Consider the following 26,223-nt stretch of genomic DNA (forward strand, 5'->3'; position numbering starts at 1 on the left):
TCTTATGCTTGAACTGCGTCTTGGTCTGCGTACCAAAGTCATTTTGATTTCCAGCTTCCTGTTGATCTTACCCTGGCTTGGCTATAAATATGTCTGGGAAATGGAGAAGCTGTTACGTCAAGGGCAAGAGCAGACACTGATCGGCACTACCCGAGCGGTGGCGACGGCATTAAATGAACGCCCCAAACTATTTAATCGCCAGGCGAGTTTCTTGCAATCCGTTGAAAAAGGCCGTGATTTGTATGCCTACGAGTTATATAGCCCGATACTGCTCGACGGTAAGATCGGCGAATGGGTGGAATATGATGACAAAATGATGGTCTATGGTCGCGATCACGTCCAATTCAGCCGCCGGCCCTATACGGCAAACAGTATCAGCTTCAAACATATGGTTGGTCATTATCAAGGTTACCTGTATGCGGTCTTTGCAGTAAAAGATCAGCAGCCTGTAATGCGTCGTACCGACACCATGCAGGTTGATCGCAATGATCATCTGGTTATTGCCATGACATCATCCGATGGCGACTTCCAGCGCTATGTTATATCTCCTTATCAAGACGGTCGGGTAAATGCATTTCAGATTTCAGAGGAAGAGCCTGATAGCAAGCAGAATGACACTCAACCTTCAAACACCGATCCAACCCGTATAGCCTCTGCAACTGTGGTTACCGAAAGTAATATTCAGGGCTTCTGGCAAACAACCGAACAAGGCTATAACGTAGAACTACGCATTCCATTAGCTTTGGTTGGCAGTAAATTAGGATTCGCTTTTTATGATGTTAATAATGAGCGTGATCGAGAAATAGACACCATCATTGGTACCTCAAACACTTCACACCTGAATCGCCTCGGCACAGTCTTAATTCCCTCGCCTGACATTGACAATATTTTGAAAGGCATGGGGCACACCGGTTCACGCATTTGGATCATTGATCGCCACCAGCGGGTTTTAGCACAAACCGGCGATATTCAGCAATCAAACGGTGTCTGGTCGACATCCATCAAATATGGTCAAGAGACTGACTCTTGGTGGTCTCACCTCGAAGAGCGTTTTTTGCACCCGTTTTATTATAAATTTCTGATTTCAGAGCCAGTCGATTTTGTCGACTCCCATCAAGATACTGCCTACCTGAAAGGGGTACATATCTCTCAGGCACTGCAAGGCCGAGGTTATTCTCACTGGCGTTTATCAGAAGACAGCAACGCAATGATCTTAGCGGCTGCTTATCCAATCTGGCTCAGCGATCATGTAATGGGAGCGGTTGTGGCAGAAGAATCCACCAATGGAATTCAGACTCTGCGTAATCGAGCACTGGAAAAACTGTTCAATGTCATTCTGGCAATCATTGCAATTGGGACGATTACTCTCTTCTTATTTGCATCGAATATTTCATCACGTATTCGTTTGCTCCGCGATGAAGCAGAACAAGCAATAGACAGCCAGGGACGGATCACAAAAACCATCTCGCCAACCAGCGGAACTGACGAAATCGGTGATTTATCGCGGAGTTTAGCCGCAATGGTCAGTCGTTTGAGTCAATACAATCATTACCTGGAAAGTTTATCGTCGCGATTATCTCATGAGCTCAGAACGCCGGTCGCGGTAGTACGCTCATCGATTGAGAACTTATCGATGCAGAATCAAGATGAAGATTCTCAGCGTTATATTGCCCGGGCTCATGATGGTATTCATCGCTTAAGCACCATTTTATCAAATATGACCGAAGCAACGCGGATCGAGCAGAGCTTGCAGGGTGCAGAAAAAGAGTCTTTCCCTCTCAATGAGCTGATATCAGGCTGTATGCAGGGCTATCAGATGGCATATCCGGAGCAGACTTTTAACGTGAAGCTACCTGATTCTGCAATAATAATAAACGGTGCGCCTGACTACCTTGCACAATTGCTGGATAAACTGATCGCCAATGCAGAAGACTTCAGCCGAAACCAAGACCCGATAGAAGTAAGTCTGGAACGACACAATAATGAAGCACGGCTGGTGGTAAGTAACCAAGGGCCGCCGTTGCCAGAAAACATGTCCGATCAACTGCTCAACTCAATGGTATCCGTTCGTACGCAAGATAAACAAACCAAACCACACTTAGGTCTGGGCTTATTTATCGCTCGTTTAATTTCCGAATATCATCAGGGTAGCATCCGATTACGTAACAGAGCTGATAACAAAGGGGTAGAAGCCATCCTACTGTTACCTCTTTCGTAACAAAACGGTCTGTTTATGGGTGAGATACCCATATTAAGTGAATATTCAGCGGTATTATTATGCCGATACAGTTGCCATAAATAAACCAATAGCAATAAGAATGGCAGCAACCGCGAGCAGAGCTTCAAAAAACATTTCTTGCATCATTCATCCAACCAGTAAACACTACAATCCTAATTTTCAGCATCATGTTTTACTCAGCCAATCATTAATTATTAATAACAAAAGCAACCAGCTAACAATGATATTTATTCTATTTTTATAACTTACAAGTAATATTACAAGAAGAAGCCAAATATAACCTGAACAACTTCACCTTTATAACATAGTAATGACTCCCCAGCTTTAACCATAATAAAGTAAACATATACTTGAGAGTGCGGTGAGACTTACCATTGCAAAAAATGTAACTGTGGAACATTTTCGTGTCTTTATTCGCATTTATATTCAAAGCCACTTGCTGCCACTGCTCCAGTCAAAGAAGCTGGTCTATTCATTCTTACACAGCCATTCGAATACTGTACCCCATGAAAGGATTACTCGCCTTACTGTTTATATTCACAATCTCCCCTCTCTTGGCTATGGAGTCGCAAAACACCGCAACACAACGCTCAGAAGATCAAAAACAAGATATATCGCTGCCTTTCAATGAATATTATGCACTGGCATTACTGGCAAAATGGCGAGTCAGTAGTACTGAATTACCACAACATACTGATTTTTTTAATGATATAGATGTAGGTGATCTTTACGGTAGAGACCTGAATAACAATCAGATCCGAGATGACTATGAAAAAATGCTACTTTCGAGCTATGAAAGGCCTGAATACGTCGTCATGGGGATACTCGCGACCAGAAAGTGGGACATACTGTTTGATGTCTACACAAATGACGTCCAAACCCACACCTTAAAACAAGCAAAAACAATATTCATTGAAAATATGGCCATCAATCATTGCTATTATGACCTGCAACAAATTGACCGACATTTAGCATCACCAATACTAGCTTACTTTAATACCGACGACCGGCTGAACGCGAAAAAATTCGCCGAAGAGCGGCTATTGGATGCCATCGGTGAAAATCATCATGCCTTGGTATTCTACAACCAACCTTGCGAGATTTTTTCCGATTTATTGAAAGTTGCCCTAAATTCAGAACAGTAACGCCAAATTTATAACTGAGATGTTACTACGCATCATAAATACTGCCACAAACAGCAAAAAAGCACAGAGTTCTGTGCTTTTATTTAGTTACAATGCGATTTTTTATATTGACCAGTCGCTATTTTGCAACACGACCCGATAGCCATCAACATCTTCAAATGTCTTACCGATTCGCTCCCAGTATGGATTATGCGATTCAGCCACAGCGAAACCGGCATCAATCATGCCACGACATGCCCGCTCCCATTCGCGGCTACAGGCAATATAAAATACCAGCAAATGATCTTGTGATGGCGCCTTACCAACAGTGGCGCCACGTTCTTGGGTAAATTCCAAATGATAAGGGTGATTTGAATGACTCAGTACTACACCATCAAATCCATCATGATCTTCAAATTGTTTTACCATTTCAAAACCCAACGCTTTGCTATACATCAAAGCGATTTGTTTCAAATTATCAGTTGGTCTTACAACGCGGAGTGTCGCGTCTTTAGGTATCATAGCCGTATCATCCTTAGCTCTTAGTACACAATAACCAAACGGTCGCTCGTTATATAGGGAAGTGACAATCAGCGACTCTTTTTATATGCTTGGTTAACTCACAGACAATTCTTATTAATTAAACAATGCCTGTCTCTTATACTGTTGCAGCTCAGACCGATACCGTCAAGTGATTAAAACGATAATGTGAAAGGTAACCGTCTGGTGTGAATTTATTAAAAAAGATTAATGCTTTTAGGCGGCTAAATAGACATCGTTAGCTTGACAACATACTTAGTAATAATATTCCTGATAGTCTTTCCAAGCATCCCAAAAAAGCATCAAAGTCGATTTTTCCAGTAATCCACAACAATTTTATTTCAAAGACTGGCTTGCAACTCCTGTGGCCTTTCTAGGCCAGAAGGGCAAGTAACCCCAAGTGGCTTCAAGGCGCAGAATTAAGGGGGCGAGTTCAATTCAAGAATTGATCAAAGCAATGGTCAACATACAATATCTTTTTTACTTTGTGAGTATTTTCTGTCCGGATGAATTTTACAGCTCAAAACGTCACAAAAAAGTCATCGACATTTTTTTCACCCTTTTTTGTGCCATCATATGACCCCAAACGACTTCAAAATGTGTGAACACAGATAAGACGATGAAATTACTTCTCATTGAAGACCATCAAGACATTGCTGGTGTCATTTTCGATTTCTTCGAAATCAAAGGGTACACCCTTGATTATGCGAACAATGGCCAGCATGGTTATGATCTCGCCAGCACTAACCATTACGATCTAGTCATCCTGGATGTCATGCTTCCTCGGATGAATGGCTTTACCGTTTGCCAGAAACTGCGAGAACAAGGAATAGATACCCCAATTCTGATGCTGACCGCACGCGATACTCGTGAAGATACGTTGGAGGGCTTTGCTCTGGGTGCTGACGATTATCTGGTGAAGCCTTTTGATCTTGAGATACTGGAAGCGAGAATAAAGTCCCTGACCCGCCGTCGCATTGGCAATAGCGCAACAAAAACACTTCACTTTGGCGATCTTGAGCTTGATCTGAATAGCCACATTGTCACCCGCAATGATTGTCAATTTTCACTTAATCCAACGCTTTTTACCATATTGAAGCTCATGATGCTCAGAGCGCCGAATATCGTGACGAAAGAAGAAATTATTTCGACGCTATGGGGCGATGATGAACCTGAGGGAAATGTGCTGAGAAGTCACATTTATCAACTTCGTGCTCAGATAGACAAACCGTTTAAGTACGCATACATCAAAACGGTACCTAAAGTAGGTTATCAACTTATTCGAGAGAAGAAAGAGTGAAGAAAATCAAATCAGCCAAGCAACTGACATTCACCTATTTTTCGATTGTTGCATTTGCCATTATTGCGATTCATTTCTCAGTCTTTGATTCTACACTTGAAGGCGTAGAACAATTAAATGCGCAAAACCGCCTTATCTATACCAAGCAAATCGCCCAAGAATTACTGGCAGACAGCGATGAAACTGATATTGCGATTCCCCCTTATAGCCATGCGTATATTGGCCAGGAGAATTTACCAGATGGCATCGTCATTCCCGATAATATCCAATTCGATCAAGCATTCGAAGTCGCCAGCCCTGATCCTATAGCGGCTGAATATTTCATGATGAAAACCCGGTTCACGATTAAAGGTGAACCGAAAGACACTTATCTACTGCATTTCGATGAAATTTATGAGATCAGTGAAGAACAAATGTTCTGGACCCAGACCAAGCAACTATCTATTTCTTTTGCATTACTTATCATCACCCTGATTGTGGTTCTTCGTATCTCAGAGCGATTAACCAGCCCTTTTTCTCAATTAACCGATGAACTTAAAAATCGTTCACCTCATGATCTCTCTCCAATAAATCTACCACCAGGCACAGCAACGAAAGAGCTGCTACAACTTGTTGACAGCCTGAATCAATATCAGGCTCAGATCCATGATTCGATTGAACGCGAACGCTCATTCAATCGTTATGCCAGCCATGAATTACGAACCCCACTCATGGTGATAAAAGGCGCAATTTCACTGCTAGGGCAATCGAATGAGCCGGCTTTTATTGAGAAGCAGCGAAATCGGTTATTGCATGCCAGTAACGAAATGAATGACTTTGTCACGACATTGCTCTCGCTCACCCGTGATGAAGATCTGTCGAAGCTATCTGAGCGTAGCCTAGATAAAAAAGAGTTACAGCAAATCGTTTCTGCACATAAACACTTACTTAATAATAAATCAGTGGTATGTGAAGTGATTGTCAGCGCCGAAACCAAAGTGAAAATACCGGAGACCACTTTAAAGATCTTAATTGGTAACCTGATCAAAAATGCGTTTGCCTGCACCGACGATGGCAAGGTGACAATTTATGTATCGCCGCAGACCATCAAAATCATTGATAGCGGCATAGGATTAGGCGCAAAACCGCGGGGCATCGATGGGTATGGCTTAGGGCTGGTGATTGCCAACGATATTTGCCGTAAATATGGCTGGCTACTCGATCTGACAAATAATGAAAATGGAGGTTGCACCGCTATTATCACCCTGCAACAGGGCTGAAAAAGCAGTGACCAGCCAGCATAAAATTAGTCATTATTGCTTTTTTTTTACAGCAACACGGTATAATGCCAATCAGGACAATTATCTGTCTAATTCAGTGTATTACCTCGATTGGTATAACCTGTCTTCCACAGCTCCATTAACGCATATTACGGACAACAATGAGCAAACTTTTTACTTTTCTAAAAGGCGCCGCTATGGGGGCTGCCGATGTCGTTCCGGGGGTCTCTGGTGGTACAATTGCATTTATCACCGGTATTTACGATACATTGCTTGAAAGCATTCGCCGTGTTAACCCAAGTCTGATTGGTATTTTACGCAAAGGGGGGGTTAAGGCCGCATTCGAGCATATCAACGGTACATTTCTGATTGTTCTGTTCTCCGGCATTCTGACCAGTATCTTCACCCTGGCCCGTTTCATTACCTGGATGCTTCACACTCATCCCATTCCACTATGGTCGTTTTTCTTTGGTTTGATCATTGTCTCTGTCGTACATATGCTCAAGCAAGTTGAAGCCTGGAAGATCAACCGCGTCATAGCAATTATCGCTGGTTCGCTGTTTGCTTACGGTATAACCGTGCTCCATCCTCTTAATATGGAGCCGACCTCTCTTAATTTCATGATTGCAGGCTCAATTGCCATTTGCGCTATGATCCTGCCAGGAATTTCAGGTAGTTTTATTCTGTTGCTGCTAGGCATGTACGGGCCAATTCTCACGGCAGCCAAATCGCTTGATATTGCTACGCTAGCGCTATTCGCTACTGGCTGCGTGATTGGTCTGCTGACTTTCTCGCATCTGCTGTCATGGGTTTTACGTAACTATCGCGATATTGCACTGACTTTCTTAACGGGACTAATGATCGGTACGTTAAGCAAAATATGGCCTTGGAAAGAAACGTTAACCTGGCGTACCAATTCCAGTGGCACTTTAGTGCCGCTACAGCAGCACAACCTCTCACCGTTCAGCTTTGAGCAGATCACCGGACAACCCGCTCTGATTGGCTATGCTGTTTTTGCCATGCTACTGGGTATTACCCTGGTATGGGGATTGGAAAAATGCTCTGAACAGTCATAAGCGTTTCATTTCTTACCCAAACCCTGTTATTGCAATTTAATGAAATAGCAGGGTTTTATACCAATCCTTCTCACATAATGGCCGCATCAATCAGATCTTTGCAAAATAGGAATGATAATATTCACAAACACATTACAACTTATTCCTTTTAGCCATGCCACTATTACAGAAAAACAAAAATCGTTCGGCGTTGGCGCAAATGCTTATCGCCTTTACTATCGGCTTTGGTTCATTTCAGCTTATTGACCATTTCTGGGTTGATTTCAGCACACTCGCTAATAACACCACACCTGACACCACATCACCGAACAGCACCTCAGCGGTACAACCAGGCGATGTATGCCAATTAAGCTCTAAAGCCTGTAACCAACAAGGTGCCCGCATTCAATTGGGCACTGATGTTGTTCACCCGCTAGAACCAACCGAAATTACGGTATTCTGGCCAGAGTTACCGCTGGAAATTACGACATTGGCATTGTCACTCGAAGGACAAGAGATGATGATGGGCGTCTACCGATTGAAATTAACTAAAGATACCTCAGGAGAATTTCACGGTGAGTTAATGCTGCCCTTTTGCACATCAAAGGCGATGACCTGGCAAGGCACAATTCAACCCTTGCACAGTTCAAAACAAGTCAAGCCTCTTAACGTATCATTAAGGATGACAAAGTGAAGTATCAATGGATTATCTTAACTCTGGCACTCGGTGCAGGGTTAATTACCCGCTATGTGGTAGATAGTCGCGACTCTACCACCGCGATTGAACCTGCCTCTCCGATGAATATTCTTGAAAGTGGCGATCAAACCGTCAACCTTTATGATCAGGACGATCCCCGACTGCGTATCATCTATTTTGGTTATACTCACTGCCCGGATGTTTGCCCCACGTCACTGGCCGTACTTTCTGCAGCACTAAAAGAGGTAAAGCAAGATCAGCTCGATCAAATTTGGCCTATCTTCATCACACTCGATCCTGAACGTGATCCGCCAGCGAAAAGTGCCGAATATGCGCAATATTTTCATAAGAACATCATTGGTATAACGGGCAATGCGACACAAACAAAAGCCCTTGCTGAAAAATATGGGGTGCTTTATATGCGTACCGAGCTTGAAAATTCCGCCCTGGAATACGCTATAGATCACAGTTCATTTTTTTATTTTCTAAAACCAGACGGCTCCTTATTAGAAAAAGTGCCACATACATTAAATTCAGCAATTCTGGTAGATGCGATTGATCGCCTGCTAATAATAAATGGAGATTCATAATGAAATATAAAATTCTGGCTCTTAGCTGTTTATTACTGGCTTCAACGTCAGTATATGCAGATCTGATGATTGATAGTATATACGCACGCGCAACGCCTCCCGGAGTGTCTAACAGTGCGATCTTCATGACCATAATCAATCATGGCGAAAGTGACCGCAATCTGGTGGCCGCCAAAAGTGATATTGCAGAGAATGTCGAACTTCATAATCACACCATGGTTGATGGGATGATGCAAATGCGCCAGGTCGATTCGATTGCCATTTCATCTCACGGCACCACCATTTTAAAACCTGGCGGGTTACATGTGATGCTACTCGGTTTGAAACACCCCTTAAAAGAAGGCGAACAAGTTGTACTGACGTTGCATTTCGCAGATGGGAGCACCGAATCAATGTTCGTCCCCGTACAGAAAGTAATGGCTGAAATGAAAGGTATGCAGCATGACGAAGATAAAAATCCGATCAATTAAGTACCTGCGGAGATTACGCCTGAAAGATACTTTCTAGAAATACTAATAACCACAACCACTCCCAAAGAGCCCATCGCATACCCTGTACGATAGAATTTTCTCGACTTTGAGAGAAGTTTTTTGCAAATGCAGGACATTTAATGAGCAGTTTTAGCAAGTTATGCCATAATGAATGTGCCGACCGGTACTTTTAACACTCGGTTTGTAGTGGCAAACAAAGGAGAAGAAAGAAAAATGAAACGTTCCCTATCTATCCTTGCAGGTCTGATCCTGAGTGCGAGCTTAATTGGTTGCTCTAGCTCAGATGAAGTCGATCAAATGCAACAGCTGACCAATAAAGTAGACATGCTTTCTGATCAAGTCAGTGCTCTACAAAGTCAACAAGATCAAATGGCAGGTGCCGTAAATGATTCGCGAGCAGCTTCAGATGCGGCCTACCAAGAAGCAATGCGTGCGAATCAGCGTATCGATAACATAGCTAGTTCGTACACTAAGTAGAGCTGTCATTTACTAATTGTAAGTGGCGTTCATACGCCACTTCTTCTTTTTATCTGCTCCCTGCCTAGTATTTTGTTATTTCGACGGGAATCCCCATCTGCAGGCTAAGTGCTGCACTCAATCTTGATTCCGCAACACGGTCATCTTCCACTACCGATTTTAAGAACGAATTCGCTCTTACTTTTTTAGGCTGTCCGACTTGTTCCTCTGTTTTTGATAAAGGCTGATGCACTTCGACAAATAGCGTCCCATCCGGCTCTACCGTCTGCTTTAATGGCTGGTTTATCACCTGAACTGGCGTTGCTTCTGGTACTTGGGGAAATAGCCATTCGATATCCCACGGATTCATTCGAATACAGCCAGCACTGACACGCAGGCCGATGCCGAAGTCTTTATTGGTACCGTGTATTAGATATTCTCCATAACCGTACCCAAGGCGCATTGCATAATCGCCCAACGGGTTTTCAGGCCCCGCTGGAACAACGGCAGGTAATTCGATATTTCTTTGTTCTAGATACTCTTTTCTAATATTCGCAGTAGGAGTCCAGGTGGGGTTTTCTATTTTCTGACTGATCCGGGTCACCATCGGCGGCGTTTCACGCCCGACACGTCCGATACCAATCGGAAACACATGAACGATTGAATCATCATCGGCTGGAAAATAATACAGCCTCAGCTCTGCGAGGTTAATGATGATCCCCTGTCGTTTTACATCAGGTAAAATCAATTGGGTAGGAACAGCCAACAAGGTTCCTATCGCGGGCAAAAACGGATCAACCCCTTTATTGGCTTCCAGCAACGCTAAAAATCCCACATTGTATCTATTCGCGATATCAGCCAGGCTGTCGCCCTTGCTAACCTGATAATACTCCATGGTACCGATGATATTACTGTTGTCAGCAGGCAACGAGTATTCAATTGCATTTACTGTCGTTGAAACTAAACACGCTAACGAGAAAAGTAATGAGCGATACACGTAAACGCCTCCAATAGTAATCTGATAATTATGGCAAAGTTTTGTTTTAACTGTCGTAGTTGACAAAAAATCCGTAACTTTAAGACGCTTAGGCCTAACCATACCGGTAAAGAGACCAACTAACTCATGCAGCTTTCCTTATCGGCATTATAGCTATTCTACTCTAATTCGGTTTTTCCGTGAAAAAAGATCACAAAGACGGAGTCTCCCCCGCCTTTTGCTTACATCCTCGTTACATTTGTACTGTCAAAGTTAAGCGTATTGTGCTGTCACCATCTTCCAGGTTTTACGCTGCTCTTTAAGGTGCCTCTTCATTTCGCTGTATTGCTGTACAAACTCGAAATTTTCATAGTGCTTGACCAGACGTGCCTTCTTCAGCTCAATCATTCGCTTCTTGGCGCTATAATAATCTGAAATTTTGATCATCAGCGCTTCGTATTCCTCTTCCAGCCTTTGCTGACACACATTGCTATGCGATGTCGTGGATAGCTTTGCCTGTAAGCGCTTAAGCGTCATTGTCGCTCTGGATTTCTCGATGCGCTCTTCCGGACAAACCCGTAAATTTTTAGTCAACCCCAGCCAGAAGCATGACTTTATCAACCATTTTGTCGGATCAAACTGCCACCAGCGAATGCCATTACGGTAATCATGCTCAAAGATATGGTGATAGTTGTGGTAACCCTCACCAAAAGTTAAAAACGCAAGAAAACCATTATCACGTGCCGTATTTTTATCGGTGTATGGTTGAGCTCCCCAGATATGAGCCAACGAGTTAATAAAAAACGTTGTATGGTGGCTTAATACCAAGCGTACGACACCGACTAACAATAGCGCTCCCCATACATCACCATGGATCAGGCCAAACAGTAACGGGATCCCGACATTGGTTACAATTGCTAAAGCTATATAATATTTATGCTGCCACATCACAATTTTATCTTTCTGCAAATCACGGCAATTTGAGTAATCCGTGTAACGGCTCGCATGGTACTCTCTGAGCATCCAGCCAATATGGCTATAAAAGAATCCTCTCTTCGCTGAATACGGGTCTTTTTCATTGTTATCAACATGACGATGATGAACTCGATGATCGGATGACCAATGCAATATACTGTTTTGCAAAGCAAAAGCACCGCCAACAGCAAAAATAAAACGCAGTACACCGTTCGCTTCATAGGCTTTGTGCGACCATAAACGATGGTATCCCGCCGTTATAGACAGGCCGCAATAACTGAATGTGAACAGCAGCATGATCGCCTGTGTCCAGTCAAAGCCTACAAAATAAGCATACAGCGGTGTCGCTATCACTGCGATAGCTAACGTGACAGTGAAAATAAAGGCATTCAGCCATATTATCGGAGGCCTGTTGGTTGACATTTTCTAACCCTTTTACAATTCAGCGTACATGTGTAAGCCAGAATAATCATCGAATGGATCCGGGTCAATCAGAAAATGTGATTTTTGTTACCGAACGTAACTAGGTGTGTTAATCGAAACAAATATTAATCGCATTAAACCGCGAGTAAGGATCCTGATAATCATCTGTGTCTTGCTGGTAAAATCCGGCTGGCATACGCTCTGACAAACCCGCCTTTTTCAAAGCCAGGTGTTCTTCGCGGGTAATAATGACGTAATGTAGATGCTGATCTAACGTGGATTGTATCTGCTCTATATTAGCTTCATCATCTCGTACTAAGGTTTTTAGCATTCCGGTAATGACGGATAATGGCAGCAGCATATCTCGAACCAGCCGCTTGCGATTGCTCACTTTACTGGCAGAAAACGATCGGGTGCCATGCTCGAAAATCGCTTCCCAATCAGCTTTGCCTTTATTTGTGACCAGGCCATGCTGATAGCAGTAATAAGCCTCGATAAAATGACGCAAATAGTGAAACCGCTCGGCGTACACTTCCAGATAGATATGCTGCAGTTCCATATTGGCATGAAATTGATTCATAACTGATGTTGTCCAGTAATATCGTCAGCCACAATAGCGCGGTATATACCGCGCTTCGTTGTCAGTAATACGGGTTGATACTACAGGTTGAAACGCACACCAAATGCGCCTTCTACCTCAAATCCTGAGTCCTTTTCAAGATACCATGTTGTTCCCGCTTCAGCATAAAGGTGGAATGTACGGTACGGGATCTCTAATCCCAGCCCAACGCGTGGTCCCCACTGCTGTTCACTATTATCAACCCACTGAATTCCAGCGAAAGAGTAGAGCGGTGAATTTTCCATACGTTCTGATAACTGGCCCAGATTCCACATCGCATCTGCAGAAACGCTGAATGTATCTAAACCGACAGCAAACTTGAAATCATCCTGGTACTTAACGGTAATACCTGACGTTGGCGATCCCAGAAAAACACCTGTGCTAAGCGGTGTTGTCATCGCCGATATGTATGAAGGTAGCAACAACAGCGAAGAAAATAATATTACTTTTTTAATCATTCCTGATCCCTAAACGGTCCAAACTAGCATCACTCTGCCGCTGAACTCTGTGGCTTTTTCGACAAGGAAATTACCTGCTTTATTTTTGAATTCATAGAAAAAATATTAGTTTTTGAAATTATTTTGCAACTTTACCGGTCACTTTAAAAAGTGAAGTTCGACTACACTGCCTTACATATTGCCATTAACCATAATTCAGCAATCTGGCAACACAACAAACAATACGGAACAGGTAGAGGAAAATTATGATCATTAGAAAGCCTAGTCGCTGGACATTAAACGAAAACGAAGCGACACCGGAATCTGTCTACCAGAACCGTCGGGATATATTGAAAAAGTTGGGTATCGCCTTAGTGGGAATGCCTGTTGCGACTAGCGCCCAGGCGGGCGTGTTTGATCTGTTCTCCGACAGCAAAAAGACCGATCGCGTTCCAGATTTACGCCGATCTTTAACCGCTCCTGAGTCATCCAGATACCACCCGGATTTATCCTTAACCCCTGAGAGTAAAATCCTTCAGTACAATAACTTTTATGAATTTGGTACTGATAAATCGGCTCCTGCTGTTCGGGCCGCGAATTTTAAAACGGATCCCTGGTCAGTAACAATTGATGGTTTAGCCAACAAGCCGATCACTCTAGGCTACGACGATATCTTCAAGAAATTTCCTCTTGAAGAGCGTATCTACCGATTACGCTGCGTTGAAGCCTGGTCAATGAATATTCCGTGGATTGGTTTTCCACTGGCCGATTTAATCAAACTTGCCGATCCCAAAAGCACTGCCAAATATGTCGCATTTGAAACCCTCTATGATCCCGAACAGATGCCAGGGCAAGCATCACGTCGTATTGGCGGAGGAATCGATTACCCCTATGTAGAAGGCCTGCGTTTAGATGAAGCGATGCACCCGCTAGCGTTAATATCTGTCGGTTTGTACGGACGAACTCTCGCGCCACAGAATGGTGCTCCACTTCGTTTGGTTGTGCCATGGAAGTATGGGTTTAAAAGTATCAAATCTATTGTACGCATCACGCTGACAGATAAAGAGCCGCCAACAACCTGGAATCGCCTGGCACCCAATGAATACGGCTTCTATGCCAACGTTAACCCTAAGGTCGATCACCCTCGCTGGAGTCAGGCCAGTGAACGTTTTATTGGTGAAGGCAATCTGTTCAGTAGTCGTCGCCAGCCCAGTTTACATTTCAATGGCTATGAAAAAGAGGTTGCCTATTTATATGAAGGTATGGATTTAAGGAAACATTTCTGATGAAAATTACCCCGCGACAGATAGTCTGGTTAAAAATACTCATTCATGCGGTTTCGATGGGTTTCTTGCTACTGTTGATCGGGCAAACCTTAACGGGAAATCTAGGCGCAGATCCCATTCAAGGGATCAGCCACTTCACCGGTAAAGCAGCATTGAATACTTTGTTGTTTACCTTATTGATTTCCCCTGTCGCACGATATTTCAAACAAGGTGCATTGGTCAAAATACGCCGGTTGGTGGGACTGTACAGTTTCTTTTGGGCTGCTTTGCACCTGGCTGGCTATCTGATTTTAGATCTGGGCTTAAATTGGCAATTGCTCGGTAGCGAAATCATCTCTCGCCCTTACCTCACGCTGGGCGCAATCAGCTGGATTATTCTCGGTGCGTTAGCGGCAACATCCACCCGAGGGATGCAACGACGACTGGGGCGTCAATGGCAAAAGCTTCATAATTGGGTCTACCTGGCATTGATCTTATCACCGGTTCATTATTACTGGTCGGTGAAATCCGGGGTCATTGAGCCGGGGTTGTATTTGATCGTAGCGGCCATTTTGCTCGCCTGCCGCTGGAAAACAATTAAACGCTGGCTTCCAACGATGCCTTCTCACCTAGAGTCTCATCGCCATTAACCAGTCGATATATATCATTTTTTATTAGGTTCCAATCTGGCCGTTCAGTGAGATTGGACCTTGTTTTTTACCTCGCTCACGCTTCTAGATACTAATTGCTCTAATCACCTGTAATTCATTGAATTGATGCAAGACAATCGCTTTTTTTCTGTTACGATACCGAATCATCCACGATAATATTCGGGTTATACTGTTCTGACCAACATGAACGATATAACTATCTGTTTAATAAGATCTCTGAATTATATCGTTGCTTTTTTGGGGTTAGCTATTCTTGGTCTGTGATCTACTTGCTGTCAGCATTCAACAATTTCAGAATGACTGCTTACAATTGTGCGAGCAACATTACCCAACAGTGCATAATCGCGGTATGCGCGAAAACCATCTGGGTAAGGCACTTTGCCGCCGGATAATTGCGACCTTCCAGCAGGCGGGACTCAATGTGGAGTTGCAACAGACCGACGATGAGAATGATTTGCCACAACCGATATTCAGCATCAGCTCAGCTGACTTTACAATTTGGATCATTTCTCATCATCTGTTAAGTGCCAACCTCGCCCGTCGAGAAGCACTTGTTGAGACCATCGATACGGTAATGAAAAAATACCAACCAAGTAAAAACAACCACTTATTACTTGTCGCTGACCATTGGTTCGATCGCAGTAAAGCCAGTAAAGAAATTCCCGCATGGTGGATGGGACAAGTACCAGAAAACCTGGATGACTACCGTCTTGATGGCATTCGTTTACTCGACACATCACGTACACTACCTGACAGCATTGCTGACCGTTATTCTTTGGTCGAAGGGCAATTACAGCTTCATCACCCACTCAAACGCAGTGGAGATAAAAAAGTTGTGCACAAATACATTGTGCTGACGGCATACTACCCGATATAGATGGCAAGCAGCGTAAGATTATAATCTCGCTGCCAACCTTAATTCTGCCCCCTTCAAACCTGATTAATGATGATTCACTATGCCAGCATCCAGCTCTTCCCAATTTATATCATTACGTGATGATTCTATCTTCCGTCTGTTCTGGCGTTATACCTTGCCAACTATCGCGGCAATGTTAATCACCGGAGTATATGTCGCTATTGATGGTATGTTCGTTGGCCATGTCATGGGTGAAAAAGGACTTGCAGGCATCATCCTTGGCTACCCTATCGGTTCAATTCTATACGCCATCGGTGCCATGTTAGGTATGGGATCTTCGGCGTTAGTCTCTATCAAACTGGGCGAACAGAAAACCGAGCAGGCTAGAAAAATTGTCGGAAATGCACTGACATTATGCCTGATCGCCTCCGTGTTTTTTTGCAGTGCCGGTATCTTACTCGGGCGCGATATCTTGCTGTGGATCGGTGCAGAAGGCGAAATTTTGGCAATGGCCTCCGATTATCTTTTCTGGTATTTCTTATTGGGCGCTTTTCCGATCATCTCCATGGCTTTTTCATCACTGCTTCGAAATGATGGCCAGCCCAATCGCGTAACTCTGATCATGATTTTTGGCGGGATCCTCAATATCGTTCTCGATTGGTTACTGATAGTGGTCTTTCCTTACGGATTGACAGGGGCTGCCATCGCCACCATGCTTTCCCAGGCTGCGACTTGCCTACTCTGCCTGCAGCATTTCTTTAGCGATAGAAGCAGCCTGCGGTTTGGCTGGGACAGCCTGAAGTTAAAGTGGGACATCGTTACTCAAATATTACGCCTCGGTAGCTCAAGTCTGCTTATGTACCTGTATCTGTCTGTGGTACTTATTCTGCATAACAAAGCCTTCCTCTGGGTAGGCGGTGCAATTCACGTTGCGGCCTACAGTATTGTCAGTTATACAGAAGCCTTCTTTTATCTGGTTTTTGAAGGCATTGCGCTAGGCATTCAGCCGATCACCAGCTATAACACAGGGGCTGGGCTGAAAGATCGCGTTATCAAGGTACGTAACATCGCATTTGCGACCACACTGATCGTGGCCGCTTTTGGTCTGTTTATTCTGTACGGCTTCCCTGAGTGGGTCGTTTATCTGTTTGCCGGTAATAATCCGACACTTCAACCCGAGGCAATCAACGGCATGCAACGCTATTTTTGGGGGCTTCCCATGGAAGGTATGCTGCTAGTTGGTGCAACGTATTTCCAATCGGTTAACCAGGCTAAAGAGGCATCAATCCTAACCGGTGGCAAACTGATCTTTATCACGTTGTTCATTTTCGTGTTGGCAAAATTATTCGGTGTCAATGGCGTTTGGATTGCTTTGCCGTTATGCAGTGCCATTTTGACAACCTGGATGCTTTGGGCTTTGCGAAAGGCTTGATATTAATCGGTTAAGAAAATTGACCTACCGTCGGCCTAATTGCCTTTACATTAACGCCACAAAAATAAGCCCTACATATTGAGTAGGGCTTATACCATCTGCCGTTTGCCAACCGACAAGCACTTCATAAATCACGCATCAGTATTTCGAACTCTTCTTCGGCTGACTCGATCAGCTTCGCAAGCTCTCTGGCATCTTCGTTTGCTAAATCTATATGCCAACGAACCTTATCCTGACCAGCATGCTCTTTGCATATCAATTCCGTGTTCTTTCCGCATGAATAGAAGCACAACTCATCAAAATCAGCGTGCAACTCATCATGTTTTTCCTTAATAAACACTTCCACCTCACCGGTCGGGATCACTTTAACGCTAGCATGGAGATGAGCTTTTCCGGGTAACGTAAATTTCCGATATTCAGCTAACATGATCTGTCCCTCCGAATCCACACCCCTTACTAATAGTTTAGTCAATAATGCTTTACTCAATGTAGTAAAAGCTCTTAAAAAAACGATTTTCTTTAAAATGTGACAGGTTTTATTTTTGTCAAAAACATTACCTCTGCCCCTCACCTTGGGTTGAAAACATGCGGTTCCGCGTATGAGGACGTGATGATATAGTGAGCTAAGCTAATACTTTCAGATCAATAGGAAGCTAAAAATAATGATAGATTTTCGCTCTGACACCGTAACCCGCCCGACTCCGTCGATGCAGCAAGCGATGGCTACTGCTCCTGTTGGGGATGATGTATATGGAGATGACCCAACCGTCAATGATTTAGAACGGTGGTCTGCTGAACGTCATGGATATAAAGCGGCGATTTTCTGCAGTTCTGGTACACAGGCAAACTTACTCGCACTAATGTCGCATTGTGAGCGTGGTGATGAATACCTTTGTGGTCAGCAAGCACACAACTATAAATTTGAAGGTGGTGGTGCCGCTGTACTCGGCTCTATTCAGCCTCAGCCTATCGACAATGAAAAAGATGGCTCACTGTCGTTTGATAAACTCGAAGCCGTTATCAAACCAATCGATCCCCACTTTGCACGTACGACTCTGCTCAGTATAGAAAATACAATTAATGGCAAAGTACTTCCTCTTTCATACCTCCGACAAGCTCGTCAATTTACAGAACAGCATGGCTTAAAACTTCACTTAGATGGTGCGCGCGTGTATAACGCCGCAGTTGCTTTAAATGTTGATATCACCGAAATCGCAATGCATTTCGACTCAATGACCATCTGTTTGTCAAAAGGCCTGGGGGCACCTGTCGGCTCTTTATTGCTTGGGAGTGACGAGTTAATTGCTAAGGCCCGCCGCTGGCGTAAGGTTTTAGGCGGAGGTATGCGCCAAGCCGGTATTCTCGCCGCAGCAGGCAAGCTGGCATTAACAGAGAATATCACCAGATTGGCTGATGATCATGCCAATGCACATTACCTTGCTGAACAATTAGCGGACATAGAAGGTTTCACGGTCAAACCAAAACTTGTTCAGACTAATATGGTGTTTGCTAACGTTGATTCGGCCATAGATCAAAACCGCCTTGTTTCTCAGCTAAAAGAGCAAGATATTTTACTCAGTGCGGGCAACCCAATGCGACTGGTCACTCATCTTGATATCACCCGCAAAGACATTGACAGCTTCTTAAACGCGCTAAAGAAGGCGCTTAGCTAAACAAGAAACAAAGGCGTGTTGACCGCGCCTGTTAACCCAGATAGTTTTTTTAAAAGCGATAAGCAAGGCTTACTGACGATAGTGCGTGCCTTGCATCCGCATCGTCATCATCATCATTTATTCGGGCCGGGACGACCAGTCTTAAGCCCAACTCCCATTGACGATAATTTACAACAGCACCAATATGTGAATTAAAACCAAAGCCAACACTCGAAAATGCAATCTCTTTGCCACCCAGTTGCTGCAATTCCCCGTCAGAGTTCAGGTAGTTAATCCCGAGTCCCGCTTCAACTCGCCAACTGCGGCAGTTGGCACATAGATTTTTATAACCCCACTGATAAAAAAATACCGGGGTAACGTCAACGGTATAACCTTTAAGTTCGCCATCCTGATAACGCCCGTCATCATTATCATAATCAAGTTTAAAATACTTAACATTCAACTCGGTATGGTATCCCCAACGAGTATCTTCGCCGAAATATACTGGTGGTTGTATCAGTGCGACAAGAGGCGATAAAGAGCTACTTGATTTAAACGGAACGTCAGAAAAAGATTTACTGTCAGAGACTTCTACAGTACCAGCACTGCCTGCCATACCAATCTTGAACGCCGGCATCCGAAAAATGGTTGCGAAATCCATTGCTATCGCCGTTTGTAACGGGTTAAGCAACAACAATACACTCAAGCATAGCAACCCAATGTTAATCATATGCCTATCCCTCTGACATTTATCACCTTTAGCTTAGCTTGATTACTAAAATATGGCATAGGAAAAAGCAAACAATCGCCGGTTCGAGTCTGAATGTAATGGTTTTTGGGTGCTGATTAAATATTAAACATCGATCCATTTAGAAACAGATGCATTGCAATACTGGCAGCATATCCCAATGCAATGACCGGCATCCATTTCAAATGTCCAAAGAAGGTGTATTTACCATGTGCAGCCCCCATGAGTGCCACACCAGCGGCAGAGCCAATAGAGAGTAAACTGCCTCCGACGCCGGCAGTCAGTGTCACCAATAACCAGTTACCAACAGACATCTCAGGATTCATCGTTAACACTGCGAACATCACCGGGATATTATCCACGATTGCAGATAAGAGACCCACCATAACATTGGCCCATATCGGGTTCCATTGGGTATACATGACTTCAGAAACCAGGCCTAAGTAGCCGAGCAAACTCAGCCCCCCTACACACATGACGACACCATAAAAGAACAGTAAGGTGTCCCACTCGGCATGAGATACTCGTTTAAACACATCAAAAGGAACAACTGAACCTAAACGTTTCAATGCCGCGTCATCATGATTGGCTAGCGCTATCGCTTTCTTTTTTGCCAAAGAACCCGGTAATGTTCTGCGCAGGAAATATCCGAAAAATTGTAAATATGCCAGCCCCATCATCATGCCAACCACCGGAGGTAAATGAACAAAACCATGGAAGCCAACCGCCGTTGAAATAGTCAGCAAAAATAATAGGACAATACGTCGAGCACCACGCTTTAACTCGACATATTCACTGATAGTATCAGGCTGAGTTGTTGATACAAATCGCGACATGATAAAAGCTGGAAGTAAATAATTAACCAAAGAAGGAATAAATAAAGATAAGAAGCTACTAAAAGAAACGAGTCCAGCCTGCCAGACCATTAGCGTCGTAATATCACCAAACGGGCTAAATGCCCCACCGGCATTGGCCGCAATAACAATATTGATGCAAGCTAAATTAATAAACTTGGCGTTACTTCCTCCTACTTTCATCACTACAGCACACATCAGTAACGCCGTTGTCAGGTTATCGGCAATCGGTGAAATCAAGAAGGATAAAATACCGGTTAGCCAAAACAAAGTTCGGAAGTTAAAACCTTTACTGACCATCCAGGCCTGCAGAACATCGAACAAACGACGCTCTTCCATCGCATTGATATACGTCATCGCAACGAGCAGAAATAAAAGTAGCTCAGCATATTCCAGTAAATTATGGTCTAACGCCTGCTTGGCGACTTCAATTTGACCTTGCTGCTGGAAGAAGTACCCTATCATTAACCAAATCAAACCCGCAGCAAGCAATACCGGCTTGGATTTACGAAGATTTAAATATTCTTCAGCCATCACCAGACAATACGCCAGCCCGAACAGGGCTAATGAGACATACCCTATCGTCGATTGAGTCAAATCCAGTGCGGTATCAGAGGCTAATACCGGAAAAGAAGTAAAAAAACCTAAACTGGCATATATAACCGGTTGTATTTTCATGCTTATTCTCAGCTCCTTGAGAAATTATCACTGATGAAAGAATACACATTCCTGATCAAAATTTACGTGAAGCAAACCCATTACGCGTAAAATAATATCAACATTATCCTAACAAAAATCAATCTTATTCAAAGTGAAAATGTACAATATTGGTTGCCTTAGTGGCAGGACAAAACAACCTGAAGCTTACCTGTTCTCGATAACGCTGTTTTAACATCAAAGAGTGCTGATAGCCTAGATCTTCAGCTCAGGCTTCATCCATAGCGACTTAAAATCAAACCAGCCCATTGCATTCAAAGCCATCCCTTCAATTGACCCTGAACTATCTGCCCCTAACCAATTATGGAACAAGGGTAATATCTGCCCGTTTTGTACCAGGCTAGCGCCAATTTCATCTGAAGGGAAAACCGCTTCAATATCAGCACGCCAAGTCATGACCTGTCGCTCCAGATCGTCAAACTCTTCCTTTGGCATCACTCTGAATAACTGATCAAAACTATAGAACCAAGGCAAAATAGCATCGCTACGATAATTACTTAAGCTCATACCACCAAGCCAGATATCAATCTTATCAACGTACTTTCCAAGCAATATATCTGATGACGATAGTTCTAAAATTTTAAGACGCAGCCCATCTTCTGCCAATATTTCCCTTAATGTTGCTGCCAAATGCGGATATACCGGATGCTCCTGTTGGTAAGCCAATGTAACGGTTCGTTTTGCAGGTGCCGAATCAACGGCCCGAGCTGGCAAAATGTGCGCCCAACCGGGTAGTAATCCGTAAGCATTCGTTAACCGGAAGTCTCCAATTTTAGAGTGATCCAGTAATCGCAAAATATTCAGCGGAGTTAGCCTCGCATGAAAATACGCCAGCCACTCTTGATTATTTGCCAAACCTGTAAGGCGGTTGAACAGTAAATAGTTACAACCTTCATCAAGTTTGAGCCTGGTCGATACATTCATCGGATCCAGTTTATTAATATCTGTCGTTGGCTTCAGGTAACAAGCAGTAAATCCAGCTAAAATCCAGATATCAACCATATCGATCAGCGCTCGAAAACCAAAATATTGATCAAACGCTTCAAGCTTAAGTCGCTGCTTATCATTCAACGTGACTTTATAAGGTCCGGTGCCTACCGGATACATGTCAATATCATTTCGGCTGAGTGCATCCGCAGGCTGGATCATCGCCAATATATTCGCCATCAAATCAGGTAAGCGAACGTCGTCCCGACATAAATAAATATCGATGGTATTGGGAAACGGTGATTGAATACTTTTAAGGTGCTTGAACAAGCGATGCTTCTTTACCTGCTCTAACGTCGCAACAACATCACTGCTTTCCATTAGTTTGCCGTCATGGAATCGGACAGCCGGACGCAAATAAAAACGCCAATGACGAGGGGTTATTGATTCCCAGTGGTGAGCAAGATCCCCTTCCACTTCCTCTTTTTCCTCATTTATACGAGTGAGGCCGCTAAAAATCTGTCGAACTAAATGCTGTTCTGAACGCCGTAAAGGACGCAGAGGATTCATATTGGTGAAAGAACGGTAGTAAGGTATACGGACAATTTGCTTACCTTTCAGGGTTGTTACACCGAGCTGCTCCTGAATCAATTGGGCCAGCTTATCGCCATTGTTATCCAGCACAGCCAGAGCGGGTTCCAACTTCCCTTCCGCCACCAACTTCCTAGCATGTAAATACTGTAACTCACTGTCTGTACTGTGAAAAATTAATCTAGATTGTTTCCCGCGCCCAACCGCCGGTTGCCAGTCGATCCAGCCCTTTTCAACCATTTTATTAATAACCATTCGCACATTTCGTCGCGTACAAAACAGAACTTCGGAAATATCATGTAAGTTCGTTTCGCTTTCTGCACCAGAGAAATGATCATACAGGCGCTGGAACTGAAGCTTTAGTCGTTGACCCGTCATAAAAGGGGAACCTTATAAATTCATTTGTTCTCTTTTAACTTTCCTATTTTAACTTAAAATAAGGCCCATATGAAAAACATATTTTTCATGAAAACGTCAACAGATGGTCGCCAAGCTAGCTTTGTAATCCCTTTCCCCCAAAAGTGATTACTTCTGAGTAACGTTGAGGCCTCCATCATTTTCAGGCCAGTTCATAGTGACTGGCCTTTTTCTCTTTTCCCGCAAGCAAAAGTATAAACATGATTCTAGCCGAGATTATCATGAGTAAGTAAAGTCACGGTTATCCAGTTCAAAAAAAGAAAGCGCCCTGTGAGCAAGGCGCTTTTAAAAGGATAGAACGAATTATTGTTTTAATTAATTTGATGACCGCTTTAACTGTTGTTGGAATCCCTGTAACAATTTAACCTTTTTTTTTGCTGTCCAAACTCATTGGCAAGTAGAGCTATTTATCTTTTAAGTCATCCTGATGCTGCTGAGATCCCTTCTGTTTTTTCTTATGTTCGTTACTAAGATCATTCAACGATTGCTTGGCGCTTAACCTGGTATCCGATAATGTTTTCTCTAATTCAGCCACTTGTGACTGTAATTCAGTATTAGTCCCTTTGAGTTGATGATTAAGCGTGACCGCCTTATCCAACTGCATAGTCAGTTGTAGTATTTTTTCAGTACTTTTATCTAACTCTGCTTTTTGTTTTTCCACACTCCGTTGCGCTGCTTGCTTCTCTTTAATGGCTTTATCATATGCTGCATTTTGGACCATCAATCGTTTATCATTTTCTCTGGCTGCGGCTTCTAACGCTGCCATTCTATCCGAATAAAAAGCCTCATTAGCATGCTGTTTTTGTTTCTCTGTTTCTAAGCGTTCGCCAAGATCTTCCTCAGCTTTTGTACCCACCCCCATCATGACTCGCCAGGTATCAAAAAGGGTATTATTGGTCCGATTGATGACATCAAATGGAAAGACCAGCTCGCTGCTTTCATGATCATTGTTTTCTTGTTGATGGCTTAAGCGAATAACACGCTCAACCTCTTCAAGTGCGATTAAAGCATGCTTATAACTGCCGCCAATAGCTTGCTGTAATTGAGTAGCAGAAATTATTTCTAATGTTTTTCCGGCTTCAATCCAAGTTTGGATCTGATCCAGATACAATTTTGGATCAAAAGATAGTGGAAACTGTACAAATTGTGAATCTGCTTTTAAATCGACACCCATTTAACGCTCCCTTAAAATGTATGTTAGGCTCTACTAACAAATAGTCTATAGAAATAACATCAACACAGATTTTATTAGAATAGCGAGCAATCTCTCTTTTTACCCTCATCGCTTTTTGACACACAATTTTCTATGATACTAAGTGGCTGGCCGACACCTAAGATTGCTTAATATGACAACATACGTTTACCGGTCATTCATAGTCGCTGACAATTCAGAGCCATTAAGCATGACTTCCTCACTCCTCTTTTCACGGCTATTAATGCCGACAAAATCGAAATACTGATAATTACAATTGAAACACTTAATACCAGCAACAGAGGAGATGATATTTCAACATAAACGAGGTAATGAAGCTCAAAAAATTGAGAAAGCTGAACTATTATGTCCAGATAGATCGCACTACACCATACAGCTAAGCCACCTCCCAGTGACAAGCCCGCGATAACAATCAAACTTACTTCACAAAAAAATCCAGCAATAATTTCTCGGGGGTTCGCACCTAAAATAGTGAGTAGATCTATTTCTCTTTGCCGTCTGGAAATATTATTGATCATGATATATTGCAGCAGAACATACATGATGACTGTAATTATAATAGCTGAAGTATTCATAACTAAAAAAACGTTATATTCAAAAAAATCCAGATGACTCCCATTGTCCAAAGCGACAGATTCTTTTACTTTTTCCAGTGCATTAAGCCCGTACCCTCCTAAAAACAGAAGGAGAAATCCTGAAGTGGAGATAACTGACACCATAAACAGTGACAGTCCTGCATTATGAATAATGTACTTCTTGGCCAACCGCAGTAAAAAAATCAGACTCCCCACGGGAGCGCCTCCGTCATTTTCCGGTATTTAAAAAGAACTGCGGGAACATGCTCGACAATACAGCCATCTAACATATGAATTGTCCGATGACACATTTTTGCAATTGTTGTGTCACTGGTTGCGACTAAAATCGCGGTATCAAACTCATGGCCCAATTTGAGCATCAATTCTATGACAACGGCGCTGGAATCACTATCGAGACTGCCAGTAGGCTCATCTGCAATCACTGCAACTGGTTTATGGATAAACGCTCTTGCAATCGCAACGGACTGTTTTTGTATTCCCGTTAAGCTTTCAGGTTTAAGATCAACAAACTCACTCAATCCCACCTTATCGATCATTTCTAACACCCGTTGAGTACGCTCTACTTTACCAATACGATTCAGTATTAAAGGAAACTCGATGTTCTCAAAAACAGTCTGTACCGAAACCAAATTAAATTTTGGAAAAATAAACCCCATTTGTTTACGGCGAACATCGATAGCAAATGCCGATGTTTTGATTATGGGTTCATCGCCAATAATGACTCGACCTTGATAGTTTTCATCCAGTAAACTACATACATTGAGTAATGAACTTTTCCCGGATCCTGAAGGGCCATAGAGAGCAACCATCTCCCCTGAGGCAATTTTTCCATCGACCCCCTGCAGTGCGTTATAAATGTGACCATTAAATATATATGTCTTCTTGATCCTCTGGAACTCAATCATATAACCTCCTTGATAACGAGGCTCCTATGGCTTCAAAACCATAGATATGAGCCAAGCTACCAAGTGTTTTATGCCAACTAACATTATTTATTTTTATATTGTCTATAAGGGTAGGCGGTCGTAATGGTTCTTGCGTTATTCTTTACCTCCCTCATTGATGTAGCCTTAGACTAAGGCTATCGGAGAGCTCATATTAAA

The 26,223-nt window shown here is 43.2% G+C and carries 26 protein-coding genes; 14 read left to right on the forward strand and 12 right to left on the reverse strand.

The window, feature by feature from the left end; genetic code table 11:
* Positions 1-4 precede the first annotated feature (4 nt).
* Positions 5-2,218, forward strand: a complete 2,214-nt coding sequence (gene pdsS / locus AC2204_RS07170) for a proteobacterial dedicated sortase system histidine kinase (protein ID WP_318924824.1) — start codon at positions 5-7, stop codon at positions 2,216-2,218.
* A gap of 527 nt (positions 2,219-2,745) precedes the next feature.
* A complete protein-coding gene (locus AC2204_RS07175; RefSeq protein ID WP_318924825.1) occupies positions 2,746-3,384 on the forward strand; it encodes a hypothetical protein in 639 nt (212 codons plus the stop codon).
* A gap of 102 nt (positions 3,385-3,486) precedes the next feature.
* Here the strand turns inward: AC2204_RS07175 and AC2204_RS07180 are convergent, their stop codons facing one another.
* Positions 3,487-3,885: a VOC family protein gene (locus AC2204_RS07180; RefSeq protein WP_318924827.1), complete on the reverse strand. Its 399-nt coding sequence runs from the start codon at positions 3,883-3,885 to the stop codon at positions 3,487-3,489.
* A gap of 637 nt (positions 3,886-4,522) precedes the next feature.
* Here AC2204_RS07180 and AC2204_RS07185 point away from each other — a divergent pair.
* The 7 genes from AC2204_RS07185 (at position 4,523) to AC2204_RS07215 (ending at position 9,772) form a co-directional block, all read left to right on the forward strand.
* Entirely contained in the window at positions 4,523-5,203 is a 681-nt protein-coding gene (locus tag AC2204_RS07185; RefSeq protein ID WP_318924828.1) for a response regulator transcription factor, read from the forward strand.
* Positions 5,200-6,462, forward strand: coding sequence for a sensor histidine kinase (locus AC2204_RS07190; RefSeq protein WP_318924829.1), 1,263 nt, complete (start codon positions 5,200-5,202; stop codon positions 6,460-6,462). Before AC2204_RS07185 ends, AC2204_RS07190 begins: the two co-directional genes overlap by 4 nt.
* Positions 6,463-6,623: 161 nt before the next feature.
* Entirely contained in the window at positions 6,624-7,538 is a 915-nt protein-coding gene (locus tag AC2204_RS07195; RefSeq protein ID WP_318924830.1) for a polyprenyl-phosphate transporter, read from the forward strand.
* A 199-nt stretch (positions 7,539-7,737) separates the two neighbouring features.
* Positions 7,738-8,211 carry a hypothetical protein gene (locus AC2204_RS07200; protein ID WP_318924832.1) on the forward strand — a complete coding sequence of 158 codons (474 nt, stop codon included), beginning with the start codon at positions 7,738-7,740 and terminating at the stop codon, positions 8,209-8,211.
* Positions 8,208-8,804 (forward strand): SCO family protein, encoded by a 597-nt coding sequence (locus tag AC2204_RS07205; protein WP_318924833.1) that lies wholly within the window; start codon positions 8,208-8,210, stop codon positions 8,802-8,804. Before AC2204_RS07200 ends, AC2204_RS07205 begins: the two co-directional genes overlap by 4 nt.
* Entirely contained in the window at positions 8,804-9,274 is a 471-nt protein-coding gene (locus tag AC2204_RS07210; protein WP_318924834.1) for a copper chaperone PCu(A)C, read from the forward strand. The genes AC2204_RS07205 and AC2204_RS07210 overlap by 1 nt, the downstream gene beginning before the upstream one ends.
* Positions 9,275-9,508: 234 nt before the next feature.
* Positions 9,509-9,772 (forward strand): Lpp/OprI family alanine-zipper lipoprotein, encoded by a 264-nt coding sequence (locus AC2204_RS07215; protein ID WP_318924836.1) that lies wholly within the window; start codon positions 9,509-9,511, stop codon positions 9,770-9,772.
* Positions 9,773-9,836: 64 nt separating this feature from the next.
* Here the strand turns inward: AC2204_RS07215 and AC2204_RS07220 are convergent, their stop codons facing one another.
* From AC2204_RS07220 to AC2204_RS07235, 4 genes are all read right to left on the reverse strand, one after another.
* On the reverse strand, positions 9,837-10,748 hold the full coding sequence (locus AC2204_RS07220; protein WP_318924838.1) for a L,D-transpeptidase family protein: 912 nt from the start codon (positions 10,746-10,748) through the stop codon (positions 9,837-9,839).
* Between the two features lie 252 nt (positions 10,749-11,000).
* Positions 11,001-12,125: an acyl-CoA desaturase gene (locus AC2204_RS07225; protein ID WP_318924839.1), complete on the reverse strand. Its 1,125-nt coding sequence runs from the start codon at positions 12,123-12,125 to the stop codon at positions 11,001-11,003.
* Between the two features lie 109 nt (positions 12,126-12,234).
* On the reverse strand, positions 12,235-12,705 hold the full coding sequence (locus AC2204_RS07230) for a hypothetical protein (protein ID WP_318924840.1): 471 nt from the start codon (positions 12,703-12,705) through the stop codon (positions 12,235-12,237).
* A gap of 80 nt (positions 12,706-12,785) precedes the next feature.
* Positions 12,786-13,202: a hypothetical protein gene (locus AC2204_RS07235; protein ID WP_318924841.1), complete on the reverse strand. Its 417-nt coding sequence runs from the start codon at positions 13,200-13,202 to the stop codon at positions 12,786-12,788.
* 245 nt (positions 13,203-13,447) lie between these two features.
* Between AC2204_RS07235 and msrP the strand changes: the two genes are divergently transcribed.
* The 4 genes from msrP (at position 13,448) to AC2204_RS07255 (ending at position 17,405) form a co-directional block, all read left to right on the forward strand.
* Positions 13,448-14,467 carry a protein-methionine-sulfoxide reductase catalytic subunit MsrP gene (msrP, locus tag AC2204_RS07240; RefSeq protein ID WP_318924842.1) on the forward strand — a complete coding sequence of 340 codons (1,020 nt, stop codon included), beginning with the start codon at positions 13,448-13,450 and terminating at the stop codon, positions 14,465-14,467.
* Positions 14,467-15,096 (forward strand): protein-methionine-sulfoxide reductase heme-binding subunit MsrQ, encoded by a 630-nt coding sequence (gene msrQ / locus AC2204_RS07245; RefSeq protein ID WP_318924843.1) that lies wholly within the window; start codon positions 14,467-14,469, stop codon positions 15,094-15,096. Before msrP ends, msrQ begins: the two co-directional genes overlap by 1 nt.
* Before the next feature lie 370 nt (positions 15,097-15,466).
* Complete coding sequence (locus AC2204_RS07250; protein ID WP_318924844.1) at positions 15,467-15,994, forward strand: hypothetical protein; 528 nt, start codon at positions 15,467-15,469, stop codon at positions 15,992-15,994.
* A 79-nt stretch (positions 15,995-16,073) separates the two neighbouring features.
* Positions 16,074-17,405 (forward strand): MATE family efflux transporter, encoded by a 1,332-nt coding sequence (locus AC2204_RS07255; RefSeq protein WP_318924845.1) that lies wholly within the window; start codon positions 16,074-16,076, stop codon positions 17,403-17,405.
* A 124-nt stretch (positions 17,406-17,529) separates the two neighbouring features.
* Here the strand turns inward: AC2204_RS07255 and AC2204_RS07260 are convergent, their stop codons facing one another.
* Complete coding sequence (locus tag AC2204_RS07260) at positions 17,530-17,832, reverse strand: hypothetical protein (protein WP_318924847.1); 303 nt, start codon at positions 17,830-17,832, stop codon at positions 17,530-17,532.
* 235 nt (positions 17,833-18,067) lie between these two features.
* Between AC2204_RS07260 and ltaE the strand changes: the two genes are divergently transcribed.
* The gene (gene ltaE / locus AC2204_RS07265; RefSeq protein ID WP_318924848.1) at positions 18,068-19,078 is read left to right on the forward strand and encodes a low-specificity L-threonine aldolase; all 1,011 of its coding nucleotides are present in this window, start codon (positions 18,068-18,070) and stop codon (positions 19,076-19,078) included.
* A gap of 49 nt (positions 19,079-19,127) precedes the next feature.
* Here the strand turns inward: ltaE and AC2204_RS07270 are convergent, their stop codons facing one another.
* The 6 genes from AC2204_RS07270 to AC2204_RS07295 form a co-directional block, all read right to left on the reverse strand.
* A complete protein-coding gene (locus AC2204_RS07270) occupies positions 19,128-19,787 on the reverse strand; it encodes a hypothetical protein (RefSeq protein ID WP_318924849.1) in 660 nt (219 codons plus the stop codon).
* 116 nt (positions 19,788-19,903) lie between these two features.
* On the reverse strand, positions 19,904-21,337 hold the full coding sequence (gene nhaD / locus AC2204_RS07275) for a sodium:proton antiporter NhaD (RefSeq protein WP_318924850.1): 1,434 nt from the start codon (positions 21,335-21,337) through the stop codon (positions 19,904-19,906).
* Between the two features lie 234 nt (positions 21,338-21,571).
* On the reverse strand, positions 21,572-23,272 hold the full coding sequence (sgrR, locus tag AC2204_RS07280; RefSeq protein WP_318924852.1) for an HTH-type transcriptional regulator SgrR: 1,701 nt from the start codon (positions 23,270-23,272) through the stop codon (positions 21,572-21,574).
* 442 nt (positions 23,273-23,714) lie between these two features.
* Positions 23,715-24,485 carry a hypothetical protein gene (locus AC2204_RS07285; RefSeq protein ID WP_318924853.1) on the reverse strand — a complete coding sequence of 257 codons (771 nt, stop codon included), beginning with the start codon at positions 24,483-24,485 and terminating at the stop codon, positions 23,715-23,717.
* Between the two features lie 197 nt (positions 24,486-24,682).
* Positions 24,683-25,315 carry an FtsX-like permease family protein gene (locus AC2204_RS07290; RefSeq protein WP_318924855.1) on the reverse strand — a complete coding sequence of 211 codons (633 nt, stop codon included), beginning with the start codon at positions 25,313-25,315 and terminating at the stop codon, positions 24,683-24,685.
* Entirely contained in the window at positions 25,303-26,025 is a 723-nt protein-coding gene (locus AC2204_RS07295; RefSeq protein ID WP_318924856.1) for an ABC transporter ATP-binding protein, read from the reverse strand. The genes AC2204_RS07290 and AC2204_RS07295 overlap by 13 nt, the downstream gene beginning before the upstream one ends.
* Positions 26,026-26,223: the final 198 nt, after the last annotated feature.

Source organism: Photobacterium sp., from assembly GCF_057456235.1.